General features: G+C 58.9%; 22 protein-coding genes and 2 pseudogenes. 13 read left to right on the forward strand and 11 right to left on the reverse strand.

What is annotated here, in order from left to right; translation table 11 throughout:
• Positions 1–604 precede the first annotated feature (604 nt).
• A complete protein-coding gene (locus BM374_RS36980; RefSeq protein ID WP_092303815.1) occupies positions 605–1,405 on the forward strand; it encodes an MBL fold metallo-hydrolase in 801 nt (266 codons plus the stop codon).
• 151 nt (positions 1,406–1,556) lie between these two features.
• Positions 1,557–2,069, forward strand: a complete 513-nt coding sequence (locus BM374_RS36985) for a lipocalin-like domain-containing protein (RefSeq protein WP_092303817.1) — start codon at positions 1,557–1,559, stop codon at positions 2,067–2,069.
• Positions 2,070–2,263: 194 nt separating this feature from the next.
• Here BM374_RS36985 and BM374_RS36990 read toward each other — a convergent pair whose 3' ends face one another.
• From BM374_RS36990 to BM374_RS37010, 4 genes and pseudogenes are all read right to left on the reverse strand, one after another.
• Positions 2,264–2,932, reverse strand: coding sequence for a methyltransferase (locus BM374_RS36990; RefSeq protein WP_177248803.1), 669 nt, complete (start codon positions 2,930–2,932; stop codon positions 2,264–2,266).
• Between the two features lie 110 nt (positions 2,933–3,042).
• Entirely contained in the window at positions 3,043–3,276 is a 234-nt protein-coding gene (locus BM374_RS36995; RefSeq protein WP_092303821.1) for a methyltransferase family protein, read from the reverse strand.
• An 8-nt stretch (positions 3,277–3,284) separates the two neighbouring features.
• A pseudogene (locus BM374_RS40425) lies at positions 3,285–3,821 on the reverse strand (tripartite tricarboxylate transporter substrate-binding protein).
• Positions 3,703–4,344 (reverse strand): tripartite tricarboxylate transporter substrate-binding protein, encoded by a 642-nt coding sequence (locus tag BM374_RS37010; RefSeq protein WP_092303827.1) that lies wholly within the window; start codon positions 4,342–4,344, stop codon positions 3,703–3,705. The pseudogene BM374_RS40425 and the gene BM374_RS37010 overlap by 119 nt, the downstream one beginning before the upstream one ends.
• A 34-nt stretch (positions 4,345–4,378) precedes the next feature.
• On the opposite strand from BM374_RS37010, the gene BM374_RS37015 reads away from it, so the two are divergent.
• Positions 4,379–5,050 (forward strand): LysR family transcriptional regulator, encoded by a 672-nt coding sequence (locus BM374_RS37015; RefSeq protein WP_092303829.1) that lies wholly within the window; start codon positions 4,379–4,381, stop codon positions 5,048–5,050.
• A 624-nt stretch (positions 5,051–5,674) separates the two neighbouring features.
• Here BM374_RS37015 and BM374_RS37025 read toward each other — a convergent pair.
• A complete protein-coding gene (locus tag BM374_RS37025) occupies positions 5,675–7,270 on the reverse strand; it encodes an SMP-30/gluconolactonase/LRE family protein (protein WP_244552862.1) in 1,596 nt (531 codons plus the stop codon).
• Positions 7,271–7,752: 482 nt separating this feature from the next.
• Here BM374_RS37025 and BM374_RS37030 point away from each other — a divergent pair, with 482 nt between their 5' ends.
• From BM374_RS37030 to BM374_RS37040, 3 genes are all read left to right on the forward strand, one after another.
• Positions 7,753–9,552 (forward strand): adenylate/guanylate cyclase domain-containing protein, encoded by a 1,800-nt coding sequence (locus tag BM374_RS37030; protein ID WP_092303835.1) that lies wholly within the window; start codon positions 7,753–7,755, stop codon positions 9,550–9,552.
• A gap of 259 nt (positions 9,553–9,811) precedes the next feature.
• The gene (locus BM374_RS37035) at positions 9,812–10,174 is read left to right on the forward strand and encodes a hypothetical protein (RefSeq protein ID WP_092303837.1); all 363 of its coding nucleotides are present in this window, start codon (positions 9,812–9,814) and stop codon (positions 10,172–10,174) included.
• A gap of 417 nt (positions 10,175–10,591) precedes the next feature.
• Positions 10,592–11,185 carry a hypothetical protein gene (locus BM374_RS37040; RefSeq protein ID WP_244552857.1) on the forward strand — a complete coding sequence of 198 codons (594 nt, stop codon included), beginning with the start codon at positions 10,592–10,594 and terminating at the stop codon, positions 11,183–11,185.
• Between the two features lie 219 nt (positions 11,186–11,404).
• Here the strand turns inward: BM374_RS37040 and BM374_RS38290 are convergent, their stop codons facing one another.
• The gene (locus BM374_RS38290; RefSeq protein WP_143270348.1) at positions 11,405–11,530 is read right to left on the reverse strand and encodes a twin-arginine translocation signal domain-containing protein; all 126 of its coding nucleotides are present in this window, start codon (positions 11,528–11,530) and stop codon (positions 11,405–11,407) included.
• Positions 11,531–11,676: 146 nt separating this feature from the next.
• On the reverse strand, positions 11,677–11,883 hold the full coding sequence (locus BM374_RS37045) for a hypothetical protein (RefSeq protein WP_143270349.1): 207 nt from the start codon (positions 11,881–11,883) through the stop codon (positions 11,677–11,679).
• A 754-nt stretch (positions 11,884–12,637) separates the two neighbouring features.
• Between BM374_RS37045 and BM374_RS39795 the strand changes: the two genes are divergently transcribed.
• The 3 genes from BM374_RS39795 (at position 12,638) to BM374_RS37060 (ending at position 15,196) form a co-directional block, all read left to right on the forward strand.
• Positions 12,638–12,958 (forward strand): hypothetical protein, encoded by a 321-nt coding sequence (locus BM374_RS39795; protein WP_244552858.1) that lies wholly within the window; start codon positions 12,638–12,640, stop codon positions 12,956–12,958.
• Positions 12,959–13,048: 90 nt separating this feature from the next.
• Positions 13,049–14,251: a calcium-binding protein gene (locus BM374_RS37055; RefSeq protein ID WP_092303841.1), complete on the forward strand. Its 1,203-nt coding sequence runs from the start codon at positions 13,049–13,051 to the stop codon at positions 14,249–14,251.
• 225 nt (positions 14,252–14,476) lie between these two features.
• A complete protein-coding gene (locus tag BM374_RS37060) occupies positions 14,477–15,196 on the forward strand; it encodes a phosphoribosylanthranilate isomerase (RefSeq protein WP_244552859.1) in 720 nt (239 codons plus the stop codon).
• Positions 15,197–15,362: 166 nt separating this feature from the next.
• Here the strand turns inward: BM374_RS37060 and BM374_RS37065 are convergent, their stop codons facing one another.
• On the reverse strand, positions 15,363–16,352 hold the full coding sequence (locus BM374_RS37065; RefSeq protein WP_177248804.1) for an ABC transporter substrate-binding protein: 990 nt from the start codon (positions 16,350–16,352) through the stop codon (positions 15,363–15,365).
• A gap of 365 nt (positions 16,353–16,717) precedes the next feature.
• On the opposite strand from BM374_RS37065, the gene BM374_RS37070 reads away from it, so the two are divergent.
• A complete protein-coding gene (locus tag BM374_RS37070; protein WP_092303855.1) occupies positions 16,718–17,155 on the forward strand; it encodes a styrene oxide isomerase in 438 nt (145 codons plus the stop codon).
• Positions 17,156–17,364: 209 nt separating this feature from the next.
• Here the strand turns inward: BM374_RS37070 and BM374_RS37075 are convergent, their stop codons facing one another.
• Entirely contained in the window at positions 17,365–19,284 is a 1,920-nt protein-coding gene (locus tag BM374_RS37075) for an adenylate/guanylate cyclase domain-containing protein (RefSeq protein ID WP_177248805.1), read from the reverse strand.
• Positions 19,285–19,857: 573 nt separating this feature from the next.
• The gene (locus BM374_RS38305) at positions 19,858–20,148 is read right to left on the reverse strand and encodes a hypothetical protein (protein ID WP_143270350.1); all 291 of its coding nucleotides are present in this window, start codon (positions 20,146–20,148) and stop codon (positions 19,858–19,860) included.
• A gap of 169 nt (positions 20,149–20,317) precedes the next feature.
• Here BM374_RS38305 and BM374_RS39800 point away from each other — a divergent pair, with 169 nt between their 5' ends.
• The 3 genes and pseudogenes from BM374_RS39800 to BM374_RS37090 all read left to right on the forward strand — a co-directional run bounded on the left by BM374_RS39800 (position 20,318) and on the right by BM374_RS37090 (position 25,866).
• Positions 20,318–20,461, forward strand: a complete 144-nt coding sequence (locus BM374_RS39800; protein ID WP_244552860.1) for a hypothetical protein — start codon at positions 20,318–20,320, stop codon at positions 20,459–20,461.
• A 2,036-nt stretch (positions 20,462–22,497) separates the two neighbouring features.
• Positions 22,498–22,623 (forward strand): annotated as a pseudogene (locus tag BM374_RS40430) (double zinc ribbon domain-containing protein); the annotation flags it as partial.
• A 102-nt stretch (positions 22,624–22,725) separates the two neighbouring features.
• Positions 22,726–25,866: an ATP-binding protein gene (locus BM374_RS37090; RefSeq protein WP_244552861.1), complete on the forward strand. Its 3,141-nt coding sequence runs from the start codon at positions 22,726–22,728 to the stop codon at positions 25,864–25,866.
• 175 nt (positions 25,867–26,041) lie between these two features.
• Here BM374_RS37090 and BM374_RS37095 read toward each other — a convergent pair.
• A partial coding sequence (locus BM374_RS37095; protein WP_143270351.1) for a helix-turn-helix domain-containing protein occupies positions 26,042–26,230 on the reverse strand: 189 nt, incomplete at its 5' end.

Here is a 26,230-nt window from a genome sequence, read left to right on the forward strand (position 1 = left end):
TTCCGGGTCGGCTGACGGCCTCTCGTGGCCAGCGCTGGTGCTCGTGCCACCGTGCTCGGAGCCGTCAAGGACGGCCCTTTGGGCCGCCGCCTCCGGCGGTCTTCGATCCTTGACCGCTCCTGCGCGCGGCGGCGCGCCGGGAGGCGTCGGGACGAAGGGCGTCCCGACCATCGACCGCGCCTCCGGCGGGTCGAACAACGGGCGATCAGGCGAGCTGGCTGTCCTCTCCCACTGACATTTCTAATGAGCGGAACCTGCGACTTGTCTATCGGGCGCCGACACATGGTGTGCTCCTTGTCTTTGGCGCCCCTCGACAGCTTCGCTTGCTGGCTGGGCAGGAGCACGGCCGGACCATCCCATTCGCGGACCTTGTGCGGTTCACATCCGCGTTGCTATGCTCGATCCACTCAGTCAGCTGGGAGACCCGAACGATGTCTGATATCTCGCGTCGGGACGTGACACTTGGCGCAGCCAGTGCTTATGCCGCGTTTGGACTCGATAAGCCGATCACCTTTGTGGACGCGGCTCACGCTCAACAGTCCATCACTCAACCCTTCCGCAAATACAAGGTCGGGACATTGAAATCTTCTCTCTGGTCGATGGCATGCGTGACGTTCCGCTGCGGGAGGGCATGGTCAGGAATGTCAGCGTCAAACAGGTCAAGACCGTGTTGCGTGACGCCGGTTTTCCCGACAATCAGGCGCCCCTGCGGTTTATCATCATGGCGCTCAAGCTGGGCGATCAAGTGGTCCTGATCGACACGGGTACGGGCGGTCATCCGATTTATGGTGAGGGGAACGGCCGGTTGTTCGAGAGCATGGCGGCGGCGGCGGGCCTTGACCCCAAGGCAGTCAAGACGATCCTCATCTCTCATCTCCACGGCGACCACATTTATGGCCTCATGAACAATGAGAGCGATGCTCAGGTCTTCCCGGACGCCGACATCGTGGTGCCCGCCGCGGAATTGAAATGGTGGACCCGCCCGGGGGTCGAGTCGATCGATCTCGGACCGACGCGCAAAGGCATCGCCCGGCGCATTCAGGCCACGGTGGCGACTTGGAAAAATGTCAGGACCTTTGAGGGAGAACCAGAACTCCTGCCCGGTGTGCACGCCGTTCGGGCGCCCGGCCCTAGCCCGGGAATGGTCGCCCATCTGGTCACCTCCGGCGTCGAACAGTTCCTGATCAGCGCCGACGTGGTCAATCTTGCGCCACACATTTCAACAAATCCCGAGTGGCAGCTCTCCATCGACCAGGATCCGCGAATGGCTGTCGATACGCGAAGGAAGATCTTCGATCGCGCGGTGACCGACAAGCTCACCATTTCGGGTACTCACTGGTTGATGCCGAACGTCGGCACGCTGGCCAAGGATGGCAGCAGGTACGTATTCGTAGCCGAGGGGTAATATTCGATTCTATCTGTTGGCAATTGCAACACGGCTTCTGCTCGTAGCGGAGACCGGTCGACATCTGAGTCAGCTTTGGTCGCAAGCGGAATCAGTCACTCATAAGTCTAGTATTTCCTGTCATCTGGCGGCTCGACAGGGCGGAGGAGAAATGAAAAAGCACGGTAAAGTTCTTGTAACGTGCATGGCCGCAGCTGTCGGGTTGTCATTGCATACGAATATTGCCTCTGGTCAGCAGCCATCGATGAAGGAAGGCCTCGTCGGAACATGGATCGTGCTTTCCTGGGAGCAGAAGAAAAACGACGGCACCACCTTACGGCAGTTCGGTGAGAACCCAGCGGGTATGGCCATTTTTGATGCCGGCGAGCGGTACATCATCACGGTCATGCGCTCAGGCCGCGCCAAGTACCAAAGCAATACGTTGTGGCATGGTACTGCGGAAGAAAACGAAGCAACAGCTAATGGGACCCAGACCTACTTCGGGACGTACACGGTGAACGAGGCAGACCGTAGCATCGCAATCCATGTTGAAGGTAGCTCCTTTCCGAATTGGAACGGCTCAAATCAGAAGCGCTACGTTACGATCACCGGAGATCAACTCACACTGACCATTCGCCCTCCGAGCGGAGAGAATGTCGATGTGACCTGGAGGCGAGCAAGGTGACCGTCGAAGGTCGCTTCAGTTTCTGACCTATCGCTGCCGCATCCCCAGCCGAGGATATGTCGGTTGTCAGAGGTAGACCGGACCTTACTCAAACGGGGGCCACCGTCCGATTGACCTAAATGCGACATTTTTGTCGCGGCATGTTTGTCCGCCTCTGGCGCATTCGCCGCATTGCCGCGGCCGACTTCCAAGTCTCAACAAAGCCGCGACACGATCAGATTAAAGCGGTCGGCGCGGAGAACCGCGATAGGACTGAAGCCACTCTCGGTCAGGAGCCGATAATATTCCCTTTCGGTCCGTTCCCGTCCACCTGGACCGCGCAGCATGTTTAAATCGCTCATCGCGCAGGACCTGGCCGCGTCATCGGTACTGGGCAATTCCGGCATCGCACGTTCGAACAATAACAATCTGCCTTTTTGGGGAAGCACTTTGCGGCAGTTTCCCAGAATGCTGCGGCTGCGCTCATCATTCCAGTCGTGAATAATGCTTTTCACGATGATCGCATCGGACACTGCAGGTACCTCGTGAAAGAAATCGCCTGCAACAAAGTCGATGCGGTCGGAGATTCCGAGGTGCCCGAAGTGCTGGTTGGCGGCGTCGGCACACCTCGGCAGATCGAAAACCGTTCCTCTTATGGTTGAATACACCAGCGCCACCACGCCCATGAGTTCCCCGGAGCCGCCTCCGACATCCATCAAGTGGGAGATCATGCCAAAGTCGTAGGCCTGTCGCAGATCGTGCGTGACCAGCCGTGTCAGGTCGGTCATGGCTTCATTGAATATCCGCACATGCTCCGGCGAGCGCGCCATCAGCTCGAAATTGTCGTCGATGTCCTGAAGTTGGGCAGCGGTCTTGCCCGACATGATCGAATCCAGAAGACCATCCCACCTCCTGACTAGCATGGAGCCTTCAAAGATGATCAAGTTCTTGAACGATCGTTTAGCGCCACCGTCGAGCCCGGCTCCCAGTTCGGTTAGCAAGTAGCGGCCTTCGCCAACGCGAGAGCAAATGCCGACAGTCGAGAGAGCGACGAGCAGCGGGCCAGTGCGTCCCGGTCCGCGTGGGTTCGACTCGCAAGTTCGTCGACCGTTCGCGGTCCGTCGCGCAGCAACTCAGCGAGCCCCAGCCGGGCAGCGACATAGATCACTGCCGTCACGCGGTGCGATTGAACAAGGTCCAACAACTTTTCGCGGGGATCGATGGTCATGTGCCCCTCTAGCCTTCGATCGGGAATCCTGACGCCTTGACGATCGGTCCCCAGCGTTCGAACTCGGCGCGTTGGATATGTTTAAGTTCGTCCGATGTCGTTCCTGTTGGCTCGCACCCCATGGCATGAATCTTTGCGCGCATTTCGGGATCGCTCCCGATTGCAATGATCTCCGTTCCCAGCCGCTCAACGAACTGACGCGAGGAATGGGCAGGCGCATAGAATGCGAACCACCCGGCTGCGTCGATATCGATCCCGCTCTCCTTCAGAGTTGCGGTCTAGGGCAGGAAGGAAGATCGCGCAGCGGCTGCAGTGGCGATGATGCGTATGCCACCGCCCCCATGTTGCTCCAGGAGTTCGGAAAGAAACGCCATATACAGCGGGACCCGGCCGGCCAGCACATCCGGGAGGGCAGCAGGCGTACCCTTATAGGGCGTGTGGCGCAGGTTCAGGCCTGTGATCCGGCCAAACTCGCCGCAGATGAAATGAGGTACTGTACCTGCGCCTGGCCAGCCGTACACGGCTTGTTCGGGATTGGCCTTCATCCAGTCGATGAGTTCGTGCACCGAACGGAGGGGCAGCTTTCCCGCTGACCGCCAGAGCGAGATCGACCGTCATCACCTGCGAAAGTGGCACAAAGTCGCGCTCTGCATCATATCCCAGGCTCCTGAAGAGATGCGGCTGAAGTGTGAATTGCGAAGCGGAAGCAAACAGCACTGCCTCATCTTGCGATGTGGCATTCTTGACCGCCTGAGCGCCGATGCGCCCGCCTGCGCCAGCAAGGTTCTCTACAATCGCCACTTTGCCGAGCCTGGCATGAAGCTGCTCGGCAAACAGCCGGGCGATCGAGTCTCCCGACCCACCAGGCGCGAATGGAGACACGATCTTCAGCGGCTGGTCGGCAGCAATAACGGGTAGCGGAAGAGTCAGAGCCGAAAAACCGGCCAGTATGGCGCGACGCGAGTAAAGCTGCATGGCGTTCTCCATGTGCTTGGGACAGCAATGATGATCCGGCCGGCTTTCCATCTCGCTATTCTGAAGCAACAACGTTATAACGCGAAATTGCATTTTTCTATCGGGCTATAACGTGAGGTGAATACCCATGCAGTGGCACGACCGTATCAGCCGACGCCTACGCCTCAAGGATCTGCATACGCTGCAGACCGTGGCAGAGGTCGGCAGCATGGCCAAGGCTTCTCGCCGTCTCGGGTTGTCGCAGCCGGCGATCTCCAAAGCTATCACCGATATGGAGCATGCCGTCGGAGCTACGCTGCTGGATCGCACTTCGCGCGGAGTTGAACTCACGGAGTGCGGTCGCCTTCTTGTCGATCGCACGCGCGTCGTTTTCGACGAAATAAAGCTAGGCGTTACCGAGATTGTGCAAAGATCAGATCCGGCGCAAGGGCTCGTTGCGATCGGTACAACCGAGCCGGTCACCGCTATCGTTACAGAAATTATCGGACATCTCGTCCGCAGATATCCAGGCATCAGGTATCATATCACGATAAGCGACCGGGATGCGCTGGAGCATGCTCTGCGCCAGAGAATGCTTGATCTGGCCATAACGCGCTGGTCGCCGTTGCCGGCCGCCGACGATTTGTCCGCGGAGGTGCTGTTTAGATCCTCCCTTGCGGTGATGGCGGAGCGACGGCATCCACTCCTGCGATCGAGGAAGAAGTTGAAGCTCGCGGAACTTATGGAGGAGCAATGGACGCTCTCGCCGGCCGATTCTTTTTTTGGGGCGTACGGGCGCCGAGCTATTTCGGCGACATAACCTGCCGCTTCCGCCAACGACCGTCACCACGATTTCAATCTATATGCGGTTGAATCTGCTGGCGAGCAGCCGGTTTATAACCCTCTTGCCCATGCAGATACTCAGAATGCGATCGAGTAGCGCTTGGCTGCGCGCGCTGAACGTCGATCTTGGCGATACTTCCGCCCCGATAGCCTCAATCACCTTGAAGGGACGACGGGCCGGAGGTGCCGTCAAATTATTCCAAGAGGCCAGCCGGGAGGTCTGTAAGGCGCTGGTTGGAGTGAACTGATTGGTCCGAGCCGACTGTTCATACGCGAAGTCAGCCCGCCGAAAGAGTAGGGCCTCATCCCAACTTCTTTCATTCAGGCCACGTTGACTTCCGCCTCTGGCCCGTGGCTGACTTCCTGGCGTCGTACGGTCCGCTTCCGAGCGGTGAGCGGAATAGCGTCCTAGACTTGCCGAGGGCAGCCTTTGACCCGAAGCAGGCGTCCTACAAAGTCCCAGTCTGAGAGAAGCGCGCCGGCAGGCGGACTCAAGCGCAGCAAGCTACGTCCCGCGGGTGGGCGACGCAGCGGGCCTGTACAAGGAACGCCCCACGAGCAGAAGGGATCGTGGAGTTTTCTTCATTCGAATGGATCGCTGCTATTTCTTCGCGAGCTTGTAGATGGCGTTCTCTAGTGCCGACGAGAAATAGATCGTGCCGGAGGCCCCAACGGCGACGCCGGTGGGGATGCTTGTTGGTATGCCGGTCGCTGGATCGCCCACCAGCCCAATAGACAAATTGGCCGCGACCTCAGTCACGTCTCCGTTTGCCGGATCGATCTGAACCAGCCGCTTTGCGCCCACTTCAGCGACGATCAGTTTGCCCTCGCGCGTGAGCGCTAGTCCTTCCGGCGTTTTCAGGTCCTTCGCGATCACCTTCTTCTGACCACCCTTGTCGATCCTGTCGACCTGCCCGGCAAGTGCCTCGGTCAGATACACCTCGCCGTTGGCTGCCCCGACCAGGCCGACGGGACCTTCGAGATCGCTGGCAACAACGTCGCGGTTCGTGCCGTGCTCGCCGCTCACGCGAACCAGAGATTTGGTGCCGTACTCATTGACGAGGAGGCTGCCATCATCGAGCCGGATGGCATCGTGCGGCGCCTTGAAGTCATGCAACATCTCGATCGTCTTGCCGCTCGAGCGGTCGAGCACCTGCACCGTACCGGTGAACCAGCTCGATAGGATCACCTCGTTGCCCTTGGTGGTAGCACTCATTGGATATTCTAGCGTCCCGGCTGCGGCATGCATGCGTGCGACGTCGGAGACTTCGCCGGTCGCACCATCAACCGTGCGATACGCGAACAAATCGGCGACGTAGATAGTGTCCTTGCCGTTGTCCGAAGAGACCGCGATGCCGCCAGGCAACGCCAGCTTGCCGATAATGATCTGCTTGACCGCGCCGGTCCGCGGATCGATCTCCTGAATGCCGTTATCGGCCATATTGGATACGAAAATGCGATCCTTTTCGTCGATCGCGAGATTATCCAGCGAGGTTTTCAGCTGGGCGACGACCTTCTTCTCGCCGCTTTTTGGATCGACGCGGACGAGTTGGCCGAGTGCTGTGTCCACGACCCACAGGTTGCCCTTCGAGTCGAAGTTCACGGCGGCTGGCGTCTTGAAGCCATCGGCGATGACAGTGAGTTCCGCCTTATCGACATCGATCCTGACGACCTGGCCCTTGAACCAGAGGGGGCCATACAGTTGGTCGTCGACCCCAAAGTCGAAGCCGTTCAGCCCGCCCATTTTCTCCATGATCATCCGCGGCGCTTTCACGCCCTCGGTATCGATCTCGTAGAGGGCGTCCCCTAGAAACACTGTGGACGCATAGAGCCGGCCATCCTTGCGGTAGGCGAGCGAGTTGATCCCGGGCAGGCCAGAGGCGAGTTTCTTGATCGGGCCTTCGCCCTTGCGGGAATATAGATTGCCGGTCAGAAAGCCGGTCCAGGCCATGGTGCCGTCGGGCGCGAAGGCCATGTCGTCGGCCATACCCTCCGGCGGGGGGATAACGATCTTGGCGGTGCCGTTGTTGCGGTCAACCTCGTAGATCGCCGCTCCGGCGACGCTGTCGGCAAACAGTCGCCCGCTCTTGTCGATACCGAGCCCGTGCACGCCATGAAAAGCCGAGCCCGGAACCAGTTTCGTGACCTCGTACGTTTGCGCCGATGCAACCGTGAAGGGGGCAGAAAAAACGAACATCGCGAGAGCACTACGGAGTGCGGCCTTGATGAACATGACGCAATCTCCCAATTTTACCGTTGGATTTATCGCGTTTCAGAAAACGGAAGTTAGGTACACGAATGCATGAAAAACAACGACCTCGGCGCGGACCACTCCGCAGCATACGAGTTCTCTCCTCATTCGAATTTTGTCGTTGAGGGCAAAGGGCATTCTACGTCCGCCGGAAACCAGAATTCAATGGACTAGAACTCAATCCTCGGCACGACCGGGCAGGTATTGAGTAATGCCTATTGACCTTACCTTCAAACAAGAGAGCCGCTTTTCTCGCGTACTGAACGCCCGAGTACATTTGTCCACGTCCGCTGCAAGGGGCGAGGCCGCAAACGTCGCAAGGTTGCCAAACTAGCGCGAACTGCTCGTTACTCTTCCCACCTTGCCGCACCAGTTGGCATTCATCGTACAGCGTGGCATTCTTCGTTAGCAAACCGCGCGGGGGCTGCATGGAGCTAGACGGCCCCGTACCCGTCGAACGTCGGCTGGCGGCCATTCTGGCCGCCGACGTGGCGGGCTATAGTCGGCTCATGGGTATCGATGAGGAAGAGACCTTGCGGGCCCTTAAGGGCCATCGCAAGGCGCTAGTCGATCCATCCATCGCCGCGCACCACGGACGCATCGTCAAGACGACGGGCGATGGCATGCTCGTCGAATTTGCGAGCGCGGTTCATGCAGTGCATTGCGCCGTTGACGTGCAGCGCGGCATGCTAGAACGCAACGCCGAAGTGTCGCCCGACAAGCGCATCGAATTCCGCGTCGGCATCAATGTCGGCGACATCATCATCGAGGGCGACGACATCTTTGGCGACGGCGTCAATGTCGCGGCGCGGGTCGAAAATGCGTGCGAGCCGGGCGGCGTGTACATATCCGGCAGCGCCTTTGAGCAGGTTAGAGGTAAAACCGGCTTTGGGTTTGACGATCTTGGAGAACGAACGCTGAGGAATATCGATCATCCGGTGCGCCTCTATTCAGCGCGGATCGGAACAGCGACGGCAACAGCAAACGCGAATTCGTCTCCACACAAGCTCAAACCACTTGCGCTACCGGACAAACCGTCCATCGCCGTTCTCCCATTTCAAAACATGAGCGGCGATCCTGAGCAGGAGTATTTTGCGGATGGAGTGGTCGAGGACATCATCACGGCCCTGTCGCGCTTCAAGGAGCTGTTTGTGACCGCTCGGAACTCCAGCTTTACCTACAAGGGCCGCGCCGTTGACGTGAAGCAGGTCGGGCGCGAGCTAGGGGTTCGCTACGTGTTGGAGGGCAGCGTCCGCAAATCGGCAAATCGGCTGCGCATCACCGGCCAGCTCATCGATGCAGCCCTGGGCACTCATCTTTGGGCAGATCGGTTTGACGGTGCGGTTGCTGACATCTTCGAGCTGCAAGACCAAATAACCGAGAGTGTGGTTGGCGCAATCGCTCCTGCGATCGAGAAGGCGGAGATCGATCGCGCCAAGCGCAAGCCGACCGACAATTTCGACGCCTATAATCTTTATTTGCGCGCCTTGGCCAAAGTTTATCAGTTCGACAACAACAGACAATCGCTCGAGGAGGCGCTGCGCTTGTTTAAAGGGGCCGTCGAGATCGATCAGGATTTCGCTTCAGCCTATGCCGGTGCGGCGAAATGTTACGTGGCCGAAAAAGCGCTCGGTTGGAGCGCAGGTACCCAGATCGAGATGACAGAAGTGAAGCGGCTCACTCAGCGTGCGATCGCGTTAGGGAAAGATGATGCGTCGGCCTTAGCTTCCAGCGCGTGGGTGCTGGCCTATTTCGCTCGCGACCTACCTGACGCCTCCAGCTTGATTGATCGCGCGCTTGCGATGAACTCCAATTTGGCGGATGCATGGCACTTCGGCGCATGGATAAAAAACTGGCTAGGTCAGCGGCAAACAGCACTTGACCGGTTCGCACATGCGATGCGGCTGAGCCCCGTCGATCCACAGATGATAATAATGAGAACGGGAACTGCGCATTGTTATTTTTTTCTGGACCGGTACGAGGAGGCGATATCTTGGGCGGCTCTAGCGCTTCAGGGCGGTGCTGACCACCAAGCTGTATTGCGGATCACCGCCGCCAGCAACGCACTCGCCGGACGAGCGCTGGAAGCGCGCGACGCGATGGCTCGGCTGCGCCAGCTAAATCCCGCGCTCCGCGTTTCGAATTTGAAAGAGGTGCTAGGACCTTATGGACAAGAAGACCTCTCGCGGTACGAAGAGGCAATGAGGCGTGCTGGTCTGCCTGAATGAGCATCAAGCTCGCAGTTGGTCTTCCTTCAGAGCGAACCAGTGGACGCAGCGAGCCATTTGGATAGGCGCGATATGCACGAGCGTCTCCATTGACAGTCGCCCTAGCTTCTGCTGTTGACCCGCACCGGGCCTGGTCAAGTTTTCAATGCCCGCGGCGGCGGGTCTCCGATACGACACAGGATATAGTTACATCTCTTCTTTGAACTGCTTAACTCTCCAATCAACTAATAAATATTTTGAAAAAATCATAGGAGCCGCAATGTCCTCTCCGGAAGAAGACGATCGGCGCGAGTTTTTAAGATCCTGCGGCAGGTTCGCCTGCGTAACACCTCCGAAGATCACAGCCTTGCTTTCGACCTCACTTACTAGCAGCGCAATTACCACCTCCAAAGGCCGGGGTCGTGTATGCCTAATAACCGGCGAACTTGCTTCGGCAGAACGATCGGATCAGTGCATTGCCGAAGCAAAGCAATACCGCGACAAGGCTGCCGAGGCAGAACAACTCGCTGAACTCGCGGTAACGGCGGCCCGTCGCCAAACACTGACCATCATCGCTCGCACTTATCTCCGGACGGCGGCGCAACTGGAGAGCATCGCGGAAGCGGAGCTATTGCAGAAGTGAAGCGGAGCGATTGCAGAAGTAAAGTCCAGTTGCTGACGATAGCTGCGGGCGCATCTGCGAAGTTACGTCGCGTCTGTCGAAGGTCCGCTCGGCGCGGCAGCGGACCTGTTTGGTCAACCCGAGTCTTCGCCTTTTACCCCGAGCCGACATCAGTCGGGTCGAAATCCCGGGGCGCAACGGGCTCCTGCTGCGCCTTCAGTTGATATGTGAACCTCGCAGCAACCGAAACATACTCACATTCATAGGCGCTAATAATTGGTTCGGGGACAGCAAGGGGGCTTGTGCCGTGCTGCTCCTGCGTTGGATTTCGCTGATCGCAGCTATGGGGCTTTCGCTGATGCCATTGCTGGCGCTGGGGGTGCGATCTCGTTAGCCAGCTCATTCCGACATCGCATTGATGAAAAGCTAGGAGGGAACATGCGCAAATCTGTCCGTGGTACCTTTGTCGCCGTGCTAGGTCTTGCCTTCATCGGTGCAACCCTCAGACCAATTGCAGCAGAAGAGCCTCACAAGGCTCAACTCGACGCCTTGCGCAAATCGTTGGAGAAATATCAGGACTACAAGGCAGCCGTGCGCGACCGCTACCTGTCGACGGTGGGCTGCGTGCACTATTCTGGCGAGAAAGTACCGCACCACATGGAGTATGCCAAAGGCGCTATGGGAGTGCACTTTGCCAATGTCACGGTGCAGGGCGCCCCCGATCCGATGAAGCCCAACGTGTTGATCTACGAACCCGTGGGCAAGGAATTGAAGCTCGTGGCTGTTGAGTGGCTGGTGCCCTTAACCGCAGATACCAAGCAGCGCCCCTCTCTCTTCGACCAACCCTTCTTGGGCCCGATGGAAGGACACTGGCCGCTCATTCCAAAGGAGTTTGTACATTACGATCTGCATGCCTGGTTGTTTAAGGACAACCCGCTCGGCATGTTTGCGCCCACCAACCCGAATGTTAGCTGCGAGGGCTACGACTTTTCCCTGCTGGAAGAGCCGACCATGATGGTGCCGGGGCCATAAACCAATCGCGAGGTCAGCTTCTGGCCCGAGGCTGCCTAGCTCGATGATCGCCCAAGCGTCGGCTGTCGAGTGTGAACCGGAAGCGGCTCGCTACGGTCTCGACCGCCGAGTTTGAACCGTTCGAGACATCTCAGCCAGCTTTGGCGATATCCATTCTTCTGGTCTCGCCCGGGGTCTGTCGGGGCTGTTCATGCATGCTTATAGGATGCAATTCGACGGCTAGGCGCCGACTGCGGCCGCGAGCGCGGCCCCGCCAAGAAAGCGGCGGCGGGATGTGGTATCCACCATCCACGGCTGCACCGCCAGGGGCGTCAGCGCCCCCGCAGCGAAGCATTGATTGGGCATCGTTCCTTCGCCGGATCTAGATCGGGCTGAAGGCGAAGCGGTGGGAATCTACAGGGGGTGCGCGCGTCGGCTGGTGCCTAGCGCGCACAGTCGGCGTGCCGCAAGCTTGTTACGTTGTGCTCCAATGGAAGCGGCCATTTTTCGTTCTATTTGGGGCATCCTCCTCCCGTAATCTGCTGAAAACCGCCGACTGCTAGACTAGAGAGTCCAGCACAGCCTACGAACTGATTCCACACGTCTGCGCCATTGTACCCGGCCTTCGCAAAGACGATGCTCGCTTCATTTTTACCGCCGCCGGCAACGATCTCGAGTTCGATGATGACCAGTTCTCTAATCTCATTCGACTTCATCATTGCTATCTCCAGAGGGTTCATGGAGCGAGGCCAATCCCGCTCAACGCCATGAGGATTAGCCGATCTGCTGCGGGCTGCTCCGTGATTGGGGTCACATTGAGTTCTCTCGATCACAATAGTGTCGGACTCTCGAGCGACCAAAGTCGTTCGCCCGGACAGTCTGCAATCTATGCGTATTTTTGCGGATACTCGTCAGTGAGAGCGCGTGCAGCGTTGGCAAATTGACCAATTCATGCCGGCCCACTCTGGGGCACGCTGATGGCTCTCACCGTCGATGGCTGAGCCGAACAGGGAATGATGAGCCAGCCCTTCACGAGCGAGCGTTTCTGGGCCACCGCCGATGGGGCTTGGTGCGAATATCAGGCAAGCAGACCTGCCGTGACAAGACAATCTGGCTAAACACTGATCCGCCAAATCCCAACATGGAGGCGATTGCCCTTGCCGGTGGAAGCAGGCTGCCTAGGCCATTCGCCTTGTCTGCAATTGGGCCCCTAGTTGACCTCCGGCCAGAGCGCGGCGATGTCCGCTTCCGAAAGATGATCCGACTAAGGGCATGCTGGCTGCCGAGGCAGCCTTTGACCCTGAGCGGAATTCCCGGGCCATCGGGCGTCATGCTCCCAGACCCATGGCGTCGCGTCGGAGGAATTCATCAAGCTTGCGGCGAGAATGTCGAGGGTGCCGTGTTGACCGGCGAGGCGTTCACGATCCCCGACGATTTGCCTGCTAACGATCCGTTCCGGCAGGGCGCGACGAGTTGGTTGAGGCCTATGAGGAGGTCAACGGCCGGAAGCCGAACATCTTCGCCGCGCATCTGTGGGACTCAACAGTCCTCCGACGAGAACGTCCGACCAACCACAACAGATATGACGAGCATTCCGCCTTGCTGATCAAGGCGGGAGGCAAGTTCCGCCTAGCAAGTAGCCACACCGACCTGTTCACGCCAGCGTGGTTTTGCAAGCGATCATCAAACCTTCACGAGATACGTGGCGATCTCCACGATCACCATCGCGGTTCCATGCATGCAATCAAACTCTCTCCCGAATTCCTGCAAATCTCTGCCATCTACCAAAAGTAGATTGCTCTGGGTGAAGCGTGGTCAACAACGCGTCTTGTAAAAAATTTGCAGGCGTCAGACCCGCTTCCGACCATGGAATGGGAGTTACGCATGCAACATCTGCCGAACGACACCTTCGACGTTCTGCTCGACCAGTTTGGTCAAATCGGAACCGTCAATGGAGATCCGAACTTTCCAACCACCACTGACGCCTGGGGCGGCAACGACACCGTGACGGCAACCATCACCCAGCCCGAAGCACAAGTCACCATCTTTGGCGACGACAACACGACGTTGCATGGCCAGTCCCACGGCGGTAACGACACGCTCACGGTCAACTTCAACTACGGCTGGAACACGGCCCTTGTGGTTGGCGATGCACAGGCGATGACCGACAGCGCAAGGGGCGGCAACGACACGATCAATGTCGAGAACAACTCGATGTACACCAACGTGCATGCCTTCGGCGACGTCGCTGGCGACATGACAGGCAATTCGCACGGCGGCAATGACACCATCACCGGCGCGGTGGGCTGGCGAGGCTACGACAATGTTTACGCCGGCGACGCCGGCGGTTCCATGAGCGGCGCGGCGCAGGGCGGCAATGACACGCTCGATGTCAGCCTGAACACCCGGGAGGGCTCAGCGACTGTCGCCGGCGACGCAAGCGGCTCCATGGGCGACGACGCGCACGGCGGCAACGACAACCTCACCTTGACCATGAGCGGTGAGAACGTCTGGGCTGGCGCCTCGCTGTCGGGAGATTCCTCCTCGTCCCTGACCGACAACGCCCACGGCGGCGACGACATCCTCACCGTCAAGATCAGCACCCCGTACACCGCCGATTCGTCCGATGTGCTGTTCGGCGACGCTCCGACCATGTCTGGCAATGCCCATGGCGGCAATGATATCCTCACCGGCGGAGCGGCCAGCGACCGTCTGTACGGCGATGCGGCGGTCTATAACCCCGCCACACCAGGCTCGATCACCGGCGGCAAAGATATCCTCAACGGCGGCGCCGGCAATGACCAGCTTACGGGCGGAGGAAATAGCGACACCTTCGTCTTCAACACCGGCTCCGGCAATGACGTCATCACCGACTTCGACCAGGGAAACAAGGCGGCCGGCAGCACCGCGACCGAGCACGATCTGATCAATGTGCATGACTACGGGTTTGCGGACTGGAAGGCGCTGTCGAGCCTGATCGGCGACAATGCCGCCGGCGATGCTGTGATTCATCTGTCCGCGAACGACACCATCACGCTCGACGGCGTCCACGCCGCGAGCCTGCACCCGACCGACTTCCTCATCTAAGCGAGCTGCTCCCGGGGAGCAGCGATCTCGCCCCGCCTACAACGGGGCGAGACGCACGCGCGGCGCGCGTTCACAAATAGATCGTTGTGGGTGCCTATTGGCGACGGAGTTCCGGAACTGGCCCAAGGCTGTCTAAATCGGCGTTCGCTCGAAGGTCCGCAGTCGAGTATAGACCGGAAACGACTTGCATCGGCTTTAACAGGCGCTGTTGAGCCAAACCGGCCATTGACCAAACACCAGGCCATCCTGATTATTCAAATGATTGGCTGGCAGCGCTGGTATAAGACAATGCTGACGCAAATTTACGAAGTTGCAACACCTGCGGAAGCCGACGCAATATCGGCGATCGGCGTGGATCATGTCGGCGTGCTCGTAGGCGATGGTGCCTTCCCTCGGGAGCTTCCGGTTCAGAAGGCGGCAGCCGTTATGAAGATGATCCGGGCGCCATCCGTACTTTCCGCGCTGTTTCTCTCCGCCGATGTCGCCGCTATCGAACGGATGGCACGGCAACTTGATCCGCCCGTCGTCCATCTCGGCGCATCGAGCGAATTGCTTACGCCTGATCTGGTCGTGGCACTGCGAAAATCTCTGCCAAAGGCCAAATTCATGCGGAGCGTACCTGTCACAGGACCTGAGGCGGTGAGTATGGCGCAGGCATACGATCGAATTGTCGACTGGATCCTGCTTGACAGTCATCGCATGGGTGATCTCCAAATCGGTGCTCAGGGCGTGACGCATGATTGGAGCATCAGTCGAAAGATCGTGGAGAGTGTTCGTACCCCAGTAATACTTGCTGGGGGCCTCGGGCCAGATAATGTCAAAGAAGCTATTCTATCGGTGCGGCCTGCCGGCGTTGATTCAAAAACAAGAACCGACCAAGAAGGCACTCACTCAAAAGATCTAATCAAGGTGGAAGCCTTCTATCGCGCTGCGACGAGCGATTAGGTTGCATTTTCTGGCCCGAGGCTGACTACATCGTTCTCTGCCCAACCGTCTGCTACTGGCCCTAACGGCGCTTCGTCGGGTACGCCGTTACGTCAGCAGTTGAGGGTTGATCGGGCCTCCTCGGGATGCGCCCGAAATGGCGCGATTGACCCAGAGCTGCCGTGGCTCATTCAATGACCTCGTCGGCGCGAATTAGAAGGGATGGCGGGACGGTAACTCCAAGCCCTTTCGCGGTCTTGAGGTTGATCACCAGGTCAAACTTCGTTGGCTGCTGCAGAGGAAGGTCCGCAGGCTTCGCGCCCCGCAGCACTTTGTCAATGTACTCCGCTGCGTCTCCGAAGAGACTGCCGAGGTCTTGCCCATAGGTGAGAAGAAGGCCCTGTTTTGCGTAATCCTCAAGATCCGAGATGGTCGGTAACCCATGCTCAAGCGCCACCTTGGCGATCCGCTCCTTGTTCGTGACAGAAAGAAACGTTGTCCAGATATATACTGCATCGAAGTGATCGGCGGCAATTTGGGCAAATACCTGTTCAATATTCTCGCTGGTTGGATAGAAAACGTTCCAGCTAATGCCCAGCGCCTCTGCGCTCTTAGCGACATCCTTGCGCATCTGCTCATCGTCGACCGGATCGGGAGCTGTTCGAACGCCGAAGACTACGGCCAGTCTTGATAGTCTTGGCAGAAGCTCCTTCAGCACTTCAATGCGCTTGGCCGTGAGATCAAACGTCATCGGTGCCAGTCCGGTCACGTTGGCCTCGGGGTGCGCCAGATTGTTTACAATCCCGCTGCGGAGCGGGTCCGATGCGAGCGTGATGATAGGAATTTCCGTAGTCGCCTGCTCCATTGCACGAACAGTCAGGGTAGCTCCTCCAAGCAACACGTTAGGCCGCCGCATCACGAGCTCGCGCGCGAGCGCGGGAGCCTGCTCAAGACGACCGCTTGCGGAGATACAGTCGATGATAAGAGATCGCCCATCGATCCAGCCTCGACCGGCTAGATTTTGAAGCAAAGGCTTCCAGAAAGTTGGCCCGTCCGGGCCAGGACAAGACAAGCCGCCCATCAGGATGCCTAGGCGCTTTGGTGGCGGGGTGGTTTGCGCATCTCCGGGTCCGCAGCCTGTTACATTGATGGCGAGCCCGAGAATGATGAGCCGCACGACAGACGCGGCCAATTCGCCGAGTGAGGAACCTATTGTTGTGCTGATGGATCGGCATTGCAACGCCCTCGCGAACCGTACATTAACAGCAACGCGAAGGAGGGCCGATAACTCGCACAAACCTCCATCTCCCGGCTGAAACTTGGTTTTCCGCTTCTGGCCCATCTGCGAAGTTACGCCACGCCTGACGGAGGCCCGCTTATTGCGACAGAGCGGATCAGATTGCTCAACCTGAGTTGTTCGCATTTTGACCCATCTCGGACCAGCAGGTCGTTCACCGAAGGCGCGAAGCGTACTCGCAATGTGGTATTTATTCAAAACGAGTATTTCGGGATCATGTCTCTCTTTGAAGGAAGGTGCGGCACATGGAGGACAGCAAGCGGCGTCTACTTTGGCACGGGATGTTTCTTTTCCTGCTCGGTTTGTTGACCGGCTTCATCGAAACCAGCTTTCAGAACCCGCGCATGGGACTCGCAGCACATCTTGAGGGCGTCATGAACGGTGCGTTTCTCGTTGCGCTAGGAGCCGTATGGTCCGAAGTGCGGCTACAGGCTAGCCATAAAGCGTTTGCCTATTGGGCGATGCTGTATGGCACGTACGGCAATTGGGTCTTTACCACTCTGGCCGCGCTCTTGGGGACGGCCGCGCTCTCGCCAATTACTGCTGCCGGTCACAGCGGAAAGCCATGGCAGGAGGCGCTTGTGACGCTTGGCTTCATCTCAGTTGGGCTGACCGTTGTCGTGGCTTCAGTGACGGTGCTGTGGGGACTGCGCGGCTCGGCGGCGATTAAGATCGAGCGATAGCTGGTGGCCTTTTGGTCCGGTTCTGGCCCGTCGCTGACCTCAGCCCACAGCGCTGCGATGTCCGGTCCCAAGAGATGACCCCGCCAAGGTCATGCAGCCTACCGACCCAAAGGGGACTTCAGAGCCATTCCTAGTGTGCCTGAGCGAGGTCCGGGGAATTCCTATCCGGCACTCCGCGAGCGCGAGGATCGGCCCGGTCCTTTGCTCGTTCACCGTTCAGGAAGACCCGCCTTGCGCAAACCCTCGGCGAGGCGCTGGAATTCAGCAAGAAAAACGACGTTATCGGACCACGCAGACCCATCCTGTAACCAAAGGCCAACGGTGTAATTAGGCCTGAGCCGACGTAGCTCGGCGACGGCGGCGTGAGCTTCACGCTCATGTCCCGCCAATGCGTTGGCGGCGGCGAGATCTGCATAGGCAATCCAAAAGGGATTCACCGCGATCGAGCGGCTGCACCACTCGATCGCTTCATCATATTGGGCGAGATGGCTGTGCGCATGGCAGACGTAGAAGTACCACGTGCTTAGGAGCGGATCGCGGGGGCTGAGCTGGACCGCCATTTGGAGAGAAACGAACGCCTCCGCGGAGCGGCCGACGCGTATCTTGGCCGCGCCCAGCGCGCCATGAGCCGGCGCGAGACTAGGATTTATCGCAATTGCCGCCATATACTCGCCGACCGCAGTGTCGAGGTTCCTGCCCTTCGCCCGTTGGACCTCGCCCTTTACAAAATGTGCCATTGCGTCACTGGGAAACTGGGACAGAACCTGGTCAACCGCACTCTCAGCGCGCCGCAGCTTATCGGCGGGCGCGTCGGACCAACGATAGTTGACTTCCATTGCGAGAGTATCTGCCAAACCCACCAGGGCCTTGGGGTAGCCGGGATCTATCTGGAGGGCACGCTCGAAGAGGCCACTCGACTGGGCCAACTGTTGGCGCGAATAGGGGCGATTGAGCACGGCCCAGCCCCGCATTGTGAGATCGACCGCATCGGGGTTGTTCGGCCGCGCAACCTCGGCGTCACGGCTTTCTTGGTTAGTCAGTTCGAGATCAAGACGCCGCGCCAGTCCACCCGTGATGACGTGCTGAAGCTGCAACGATTTTGACCACTCACCGTCGACGCCCTCCGACCAGATCTGTGCGCCGGTCCGCGCATCGATCAGCCGGGCGTTGATCCGGACAATGGATTGCGTTCTGCGCAAGCTACCGTCGAGGATATAGCGGACGCCGAGTTCGCGACGAATGCGCTTGGGGTCAACATTCTTATAGGCACGGGCTGTGCTCGGCGCGATCACAAAGCTGTCCTCCAGGCGTGAGAGATCAGCGCTCAGATCGTCGGCAACTCCTTCTGCAAAATATTCCTGCTCCGGTTCGTTGCTCAAATTCGTGAATGGCAGTACGACAATCGAGAGCCGATGGTTCAACAGCTGCGGCTCGTCCCCACGGATGTACCAATACCCCAGACCGCCACCCATCATGAGCAGGAGAAAAGCCATTATTAGACCGGTCCGAGTTCGTCGCATTCGACGCGGGGGCCGCAGACCAAACGAGAAGCCACCAATGATGTTCAGGAACGAAACCGTCGACGGTGTCTGGGAGAGTTGCGGAGCATAGGCTCGGACTGGGAGGGCGATATTCTTGAGGTTCTGCTCGCCGAGATCGGCGAACTCAATCCCGACCTTGCCTCGGACTTGATCGTAGGCGGTGGACGATATGCAGATGCTCCCTGGCTCGGCAATGCCCTCAAGCCGCGCCGCAACGTTCACGCCATCGCCAAAAATGTCATTCGGCTCGACAATTACGTCGCCAATATTAATCCCCGCACGGAAGGCAATGCGCTTTGCTTCTGGATCATCGCTTGTAAGTTCCTTGATGCGATTCTGGAATTGTATTGCAGCTCGAACTGCTTCGACCGCACTCGGAAATTCGGCCAAGAATCCGTCGCCGGTGTTCTTGACAATACGGCCTCCGTGTTCGGCAATTGCGGGGGCGACCGCATCCGTTAGAAGCGCAGTCAGTTTGGTATGCGTAGCCTCTTCGTCATTATGCATGAGCCGCGAATAGCCGGCCACATCTGCAGCCAATATCGCCGATAGCCTGCGCTCGACTCGGACTGCCCGCTCATTCACCATGGCCTGCACTCCAACCCGGCTCATTTGTACGACGGATCACACCGCAGAGCTAATCGTGCGTCCATTGTGCTGCCGATCGCCGCGAAGCTGAAAAGTCAGCCCCGCTGACCGACCGTTTGCTCCGGACGGTGCTAACAGTTGAGGGCGCCTATGTCGCCGATCGCCGCAGGTAATGGAAATCACCGGGCTGTCCATGGCCGCGCGGGCCGAAGTCGTGAACGATCCGGTCGAAGGCGAAAAAGCGCTGCGGCCGAGGATCAACGACGCGCCTTCTAAACGGCGGACTCTAATCGCTGCGCCGGCCGTAGCACGATCAATGTGCGGGTGCGGCAGTGGTGCCTGTGGCCCGCAATGCAACGACCAACTTTAGACTTCGAAACGAAGGCCTTCGTTCCAAGCTCAGGAGGGGTCGTTCGGCCCGAAGTCCACTGATGAGCCAGAGGATGTTTCTTAATGGATCGTCGCAGCCGCAGGCGGGATCGCTGACTGCGCCCCGGCGCGTGACCTTTTTTTGGCGCGGGGCGCTAGTAGGCGATCTTCGTGGTGCCCGTAGTTACGCAGGTAAATAGCGCCTCAAGGTCCGCTTCGGAGAAGGCGCCAAAGCGCCGACACAAAATTCCAGAGCGGCCAAGGTGATGCATCGTCCTGGCGATCCAGCGCGATCGACGGTACATCGCCATCCAATCCGGTCAGCCGCTCCACCAAACCTTCCAGACGCGATGGTAGCGGGGTGAGATCGTCCGTGACGGAGCCGCGAAGTTGCTCACCAATCTCGTTGCAGATCGCCCGGCGATGCTCCGGGGCAATATCGGGTGACCGACCATGGGCGCGGGTTGGAATGGAGTCCACCATGGCTGCCACCATCGGCGCCGCCTCTTTGCAGCGCACCGCTATGCTGCCGACGCAGTCCTAACGCGCAGCATATCGACCTTGATCCGGCTGGAGTTGCTAAACAATCGTAGTTTTAACGAACTTGAGCGGGGTCCCGTGATAGAGTTCCCTTTTCTCATCATCGGGCTTGGAGGGTGAGGAAATGTCGATCTACCTACAATTACAAACCCACGACATGGGACCGAAGGAGGTCAGCCGCATCACCGCGGCTTACGAGCAAGCGCTGCGTACTCTCTGCGTCAAAGATCGCGATGACCCCCTTACGGAATTGATCGCGAAGAAATAATCAAGATCGCGCAGACTAGCATCGAAGACGCCGCGCAGATTTTCGGCTCAGGCAATCACGGAACTCGAAATGCGTTAGGCATCTTGTGCCCGACGAGCTTGGAACCTGAAACATTCCTGGCTTCGGCAGGTTGACTATTGGGCTCCGGGGCTTCGCAATATGCGGGGCACGCTATGCTCTCTCTACCGCCGGGCGAAGCAATTCTCACCGTCGTCATCATGGGCCTGACTGTCCTGATCGAGGTTGCGCTTTTCGCCTCGATCGGAATGTTCTGACCTGCGCTTGCCTACGTCGGAACCAATTTTCAGCGAATACAATTGTCTTGTCGTCAGCGATGGAGGATCATCGCCATGAGGATCGAATATCTCTCCGCGATTGTGATAGCCTTTCTTGCCGCTGGTATTGGGCTGGCCGTCAATTCTCTCGGCTCGCCGCCCACCCAAATGCAGTCCACGCCGACAATGCACGTGGCAGACCGACTAGCTGCGTCGGTAGATCCATTCTTGCATCGATCGGGTGCATAACAAGCGGCGTTGCAGCTAACGGTGCTCGCATCCTGTGGTAAGTCGTTTCGCGCTGTAGTTGGATATTTATTCGTACAGCAGCGCTCTTAAGTTGTTTGACGAAATTTTGCTGAAACAGAACGCTGCTACAGTATAGTTTAGGTAACCAGCCCTGTTCTTTTTTGTGCCGACATTCCAAGTCAGCCAATCGCGCCATGCCGACGCTCAAACATAGGCTGTGAATGGGCTCACATCGGGCAGCGATCAACGGGCCAAGGTCATCCCAAAATTCGGTAGTGGAAATTCTACGATCATCTTCAAACGACGGGGGCAACCATGCCCGCCATATTCGACCTGCTCTATCGCGAATACTGCCGCGCCCGCCTCGCTGAAATGCGGAAACAGCTTCTGATCGCGCGTGAAACTCCGCAAGTCCCACAATCGGATTATGATCCTACAGATCAGGGTAGCGTTGGTAGGACGGACACGGCGCACGAAATCAGTTGCTACGGCGCGCCGAATTGAAGCGGCCGCGGCCGCAATAACGAACAGGCGGCGATGCTCGGGCAGCCATTTGCGTACGAACTAAGGTTTAACTGCCCAGTACTTCATCTCGGTTGTGAGGGCTCAACTGATGACGAAACACTTTTCGAAGCGCATTGTGATCGATGTGCTTGTGGTCGCCATATCTTTGATGACCATCACGATGGCAGCGGCATCGTTGGGCGAGCCCATTGTTGCAGGGATTGCTGCTTCTATTCCGGGCCCATTCCATCTTGCGACGGAAAGGACACTTGCAGGTGCCGGGCCGAGCAAAGCGACGCTCGCCCGCGCGCCAACGGGTTGTCGGCTTCGATCTGCTCCTCTGCAATGGAAGGTGGACTGGCTTTTCGGCTCGCCTGCGGTTCCCTTACGATGAATCCCCGCCCAAGGGCCGCTGACCGCTGCCCTTGAGGCTTAGCGGAAAGGGCAAGCCGACGATTTGCTCGCGTTCGCCGCGCCCTGATCGACCTCGACTCTGTCGAAGATGCCTGTGAAGTAGCTTACATCCCTTCGCTCGTGGCGCGCGCTAATGTGAGGAAAGGTTCTCACCTTGACGGAGGCTTCCAATGCTCGCAGTAATCAAATGGAACTCCCGACATAGTGCTCGCGAATGGGTAATGATGGCTGTGGCGCTTGTTGTCCGCACACAGGCAAAGCCGCAGAACGGCGAAAGGAAGCCAATGCAGCCACTCTGGAAGCATTTCGACGACACTCATCATTGGGACTCAACCGCGGAGGAATGGGTCCCCAACCCAGACCGAGGGACTTCCTAAATACCTGCGTACGACGGGTATCGGGCAGAGCGATGGAATTTCTGTCCGCAAGACTGGCGGGATATCTAACCGGCAAGTCCAACGATTGGGGACCGACTGCTTGCCCGCTGATCAGACGAGTGGCTTACCCTGCTGACGAAGAGAAGCGTTGGAAAGCGTGTTCTGAACAGTCGCCCTAGACCGAGCTCATGTCGGTCGAAATTAGATTGGGTGCGGCATGGATTGTCCGAATTGCGGCAGAGTCGAGCCAGAGGGAACGAAGGTCTGCGGCGATTGTGGCGCGCCGCTATTCTTTCGCTGCCCCACGTGTGGGGGCGATAATCCGACAGGCAAGAACTTCTGTGGCGACTGCGGTGCCGCGCTCACGCCGACAGTACCGCCGCAAGTGACAGCAGGGGCCGGCGCGTCGAGGTCCATCGTGGCGCGGGGCACGGAGCGCTCAGGCTTGTTAGTCGCACCATGTTCTTCCGCCGAGCGTCGTCAGCTCACAGTGATGTTCTGCGACCTCGTCGACTCGACGGCACTTGCGACAAAGCTCGATCCGGAAGATCTACGAGATATAATTGCTGAGTACCGCGACAGCGTAGCGGCGGTCGTCCGCAAGTACGGTGGCACCGTCAGCCGCTACATCGGCGACGGCATGCTCATCCTGTTCGGCCATCCTTCAGCGCATGAGGACGATGCCGAACGCGCAGTGCGCGCTGCGCTTGAGATCGCCGCGACCAGGCATGCGCCGGGAGCCCCACCCGAGCTCGAGCTGCGGGTTCGCCTTGGGCTCGCGACGGGTCTCGTCGTCGTAGGTGACCTTATCGGCAGCGAAGCGGCGGAGGCGCAGGCGGTCCTTGGCGAGACACCGAACCTTGCCGCACGACTGCAAACGCTCGCCGAACCGGATGGGGTAGTCATCGCTGAGGACACGCGGCGGCTCATCGGCGGGCTCTTTGACTACGAGAATCTCGGCGCAGTGACGCTGAAGGGCTTCGCCGCACCGGTGCAATCCTGGCGGGTACTTCATGAGGGAACAGTGGAAAGCCGCTTCGAAGCGTTGCACCCTTCAGTCCTCGTCCCGCTGGTTGGGCGTGAAGAAGAACTCGCGCGGCTGGAGGGAAGCTGGCGCGGTGCGCGGGCGGGTACTGGTCAAGTCATGCTGCTCGTCGGCGAGGCTGGGATCGGCAAGTCGCGCCTCGTTGCGGCCCTTCAGGAGCGGATCGAGCGGGAGCCGCACACCTGCTTGCGCTACTTCTGCTCGCCTCATCATCAGGAAAGCGCGCTTTACCCCTTTACCGCACAACTCCAGCGAGCGGCTGGCTTCGATCGTGCGGACACACCGAGGGCGAAGCTCGACAAACTTCGAGCACTCCTGTCACCTGCATTGCCGCCCGACGAGGACGTGACGATCCTGGCCGAGTTGCTGTCGATCGCGAACGATAATCTGCATCTGCCGGTTACGAGTACGCCGCAACAAAAGAAGGAGAGAATCTTCGCCGCTCTGGTTTGCCAGCTTGTAGCTCTCGCGCAAAGACGTCCAATCATGATCGTGTTCGAGGACATGCAATGGATCGATCCAAGCTCGCGCGAGCTGCTGGACCGAACTGTCGATCGCGTAGCAAGCCTACCGGTTTTGGTCTTGATCACCTACCGCCCGGAGTTCCAGTTGGCATGGACCGGAAAGCCGCATGTCAGCTTGCTCGTGCTGAACCGGCTTGACCAGAAAGCGGGTGCTGCGCTGATCCGGAGCGTCGCAGGCGGCCGGGCGCTGCCGACCGAAATCGTCAATGAAATTGCTGAGCGAACGGATGGTGTGCCGCTGTTCGTTGAGGAGTTGACCAAAGCGGTGCTCGAAACAAGCCCTGAGGGTATCGCGCGAGCCATCTCCGTCGCGCCGCTGCTCGGACTTGCCGTACCGGCCACCCTGCATGCTTCGTTGATGGCACGGCTCGACCGGATTGGTCCGATAGCTAAGGAGGTGGCGCAAATCGGCGCGGCGATTGGCCGCGAGTTCTCTTACGATCTGCTTGCCTCGATCGCGCAGCGGCGCGACAACGAGTTGCGGGCGGCGCTCGACCGGCTGATCAGCACCGGCCTCGTGTTTGGGAGTGGCGAGCCGCCCGACGCCAATTTCTTGTTCAAACACGCACTGGTCCAGGACGCGGCATACGGCACACTGTTGCGCAGGCAACGCCGCGAGCTGCACGCGCGGATCGCTGGCGCGCTCGAGGAGAGGCTCGCCAGGGGCATCCAAGAGCAGCCGGAGATCCTCGCCCATCACTGTGGGCATGCGGGCCTAGCCGAAAAGGCGGTTTCCTATTGGCGAGAGGCTGGCGAACGTTCAAAGGCTCGATCGGCAATGACAGAAGCAATCGCGCAGATGCGAAAGGCGCTCGAGCTGCTTTCCCATCTGCCGGACACCTCAGGGCGCCAGCGCACCGAAACTGAACTTCAACTCGCGCTCGGCGGTGCACTGATCGCCGCGAAGGGGCATGCGGCCGAAGAGACTGGCGGGGCCTACGCCCGGGCGCGTTGCCTCTGCGACGCACTGAACGACACTCCGAACCTGCTCAAGGCACTGTGGGGCGAGTTCGTGCATTATCATGTTCGTGGTGAAACGGACCGATCGCATCGCATCGCCGAGAATCTGCTCGATTTGGCCGGACGACAGAACGATGCGGCCATTCTTGTCGCCGGTCATCGGGCAGTCGGCGATAGCTGGCTTCATCGCGGACAATTGGCCTTGGCGCGCGCCCATCTCGAGCGGGGACTCGCACTGTACGATCCGGCGCAGCAACGCTCTCTGACGGCCCTGTTCGCAGAGAACGCCCGCGTGGCGATGCTTTCGTTCCTCTCGCTGACGTGTGGCCTTCTTGGCTTCGCCGATCAGGCGCGCGTGCAGAGCAGTGACGCCCTGGCGGAGGCGCGCGATTCGTCGCACCCGATCAGCCTCGCATTCGCGCTAAGTGTTGCGTGCCGATTGCATTTCGTGCTCGATGATGCGGGCATGGTTGGGCAGCGGGCGGACGAGCTGGTTGCGCTCACCACCGAGCAGCGCTTTGCTTTTTTTCTCGCGATGGGGACGGCTTATCGCGGCTGGACGCTGGCCGAAACCGGCGACCCTGAGGCCGGGGTGAACTTACTGCGGCGCGGTATCGAGGGATTCCAGGCGTCCGGCGCAGCATGGACTCTTCCGTTCTACCTTGCGCAGCTCGCAGCAGCCGAGGCAAAGAGAGCACGATTTGAAACCGGGCTCGGCCAACTCTCCGACGCCTTGGCACTAACCCAGAAGTTGGGGGTGCGGTGGTTCGAGGCCGAACTGCATCGGCGCCGAGGCGAGTTGATGCTGACGGCTCGGCCGGGAGTTGAGGCCGAGGCTGAGACCGAATTTCGCCACGCCATCGCGGTTGCTCGCCAGCAGGAGGCGAGACTCTGGGAGCTTCGCTCTGCCGTCGCTCTCGCGCGGCTCTGGCACCGTCAGGGCAAGAATGATGAAGCACGCGATCTTCTTGCGCCGGTCTACGGTTGGTTCGACGAGGGCTTCGATATCCGCGACTTGAAGGAAAGCAAGGCACTGTTAGAAGAACTCTGCACTTAGAACTAGTCGGCCGGAGCAGGCGACAAGTGGCGGGTCAAGAGCGACAATTGGGGCGTCCGTTTCTGGCCCATCTGAGAAATTGCGCCAGGTCTGCGGAGGTCCGCTCATCACGGCTGAGCGGACCAGATTTTTTCAACCTGAGTTCTGCGCATTTTGACGCAAAGGCGACCTGCTTTTAGATCGGCAACTGCTTCTTCAAATGAAGGTAATCCGCATTGAAGTTGCCTAATTTTTGTAACTCGCGCCATTTTAGAACCACCAGTTCGCCGTCGTGAAATTCCATGGTGCCGGAGGCGCGCAGCTGATGAAGTGTCCGATTGACAGTGGCGAGAGCCATAGCGAGGGTTTCGGCGAGCTGAACCAA

Source organism: Bradyrhizobium sp. Ghvi (genome assembly GCF_900115265.1).
Taxonomy (GTDB): domain Bacteria; phylum Pseudomonadota; class Alphaproteobacteria; order Rhizobiales; family Xanthobacteraceae; genus Bradyrhizobium.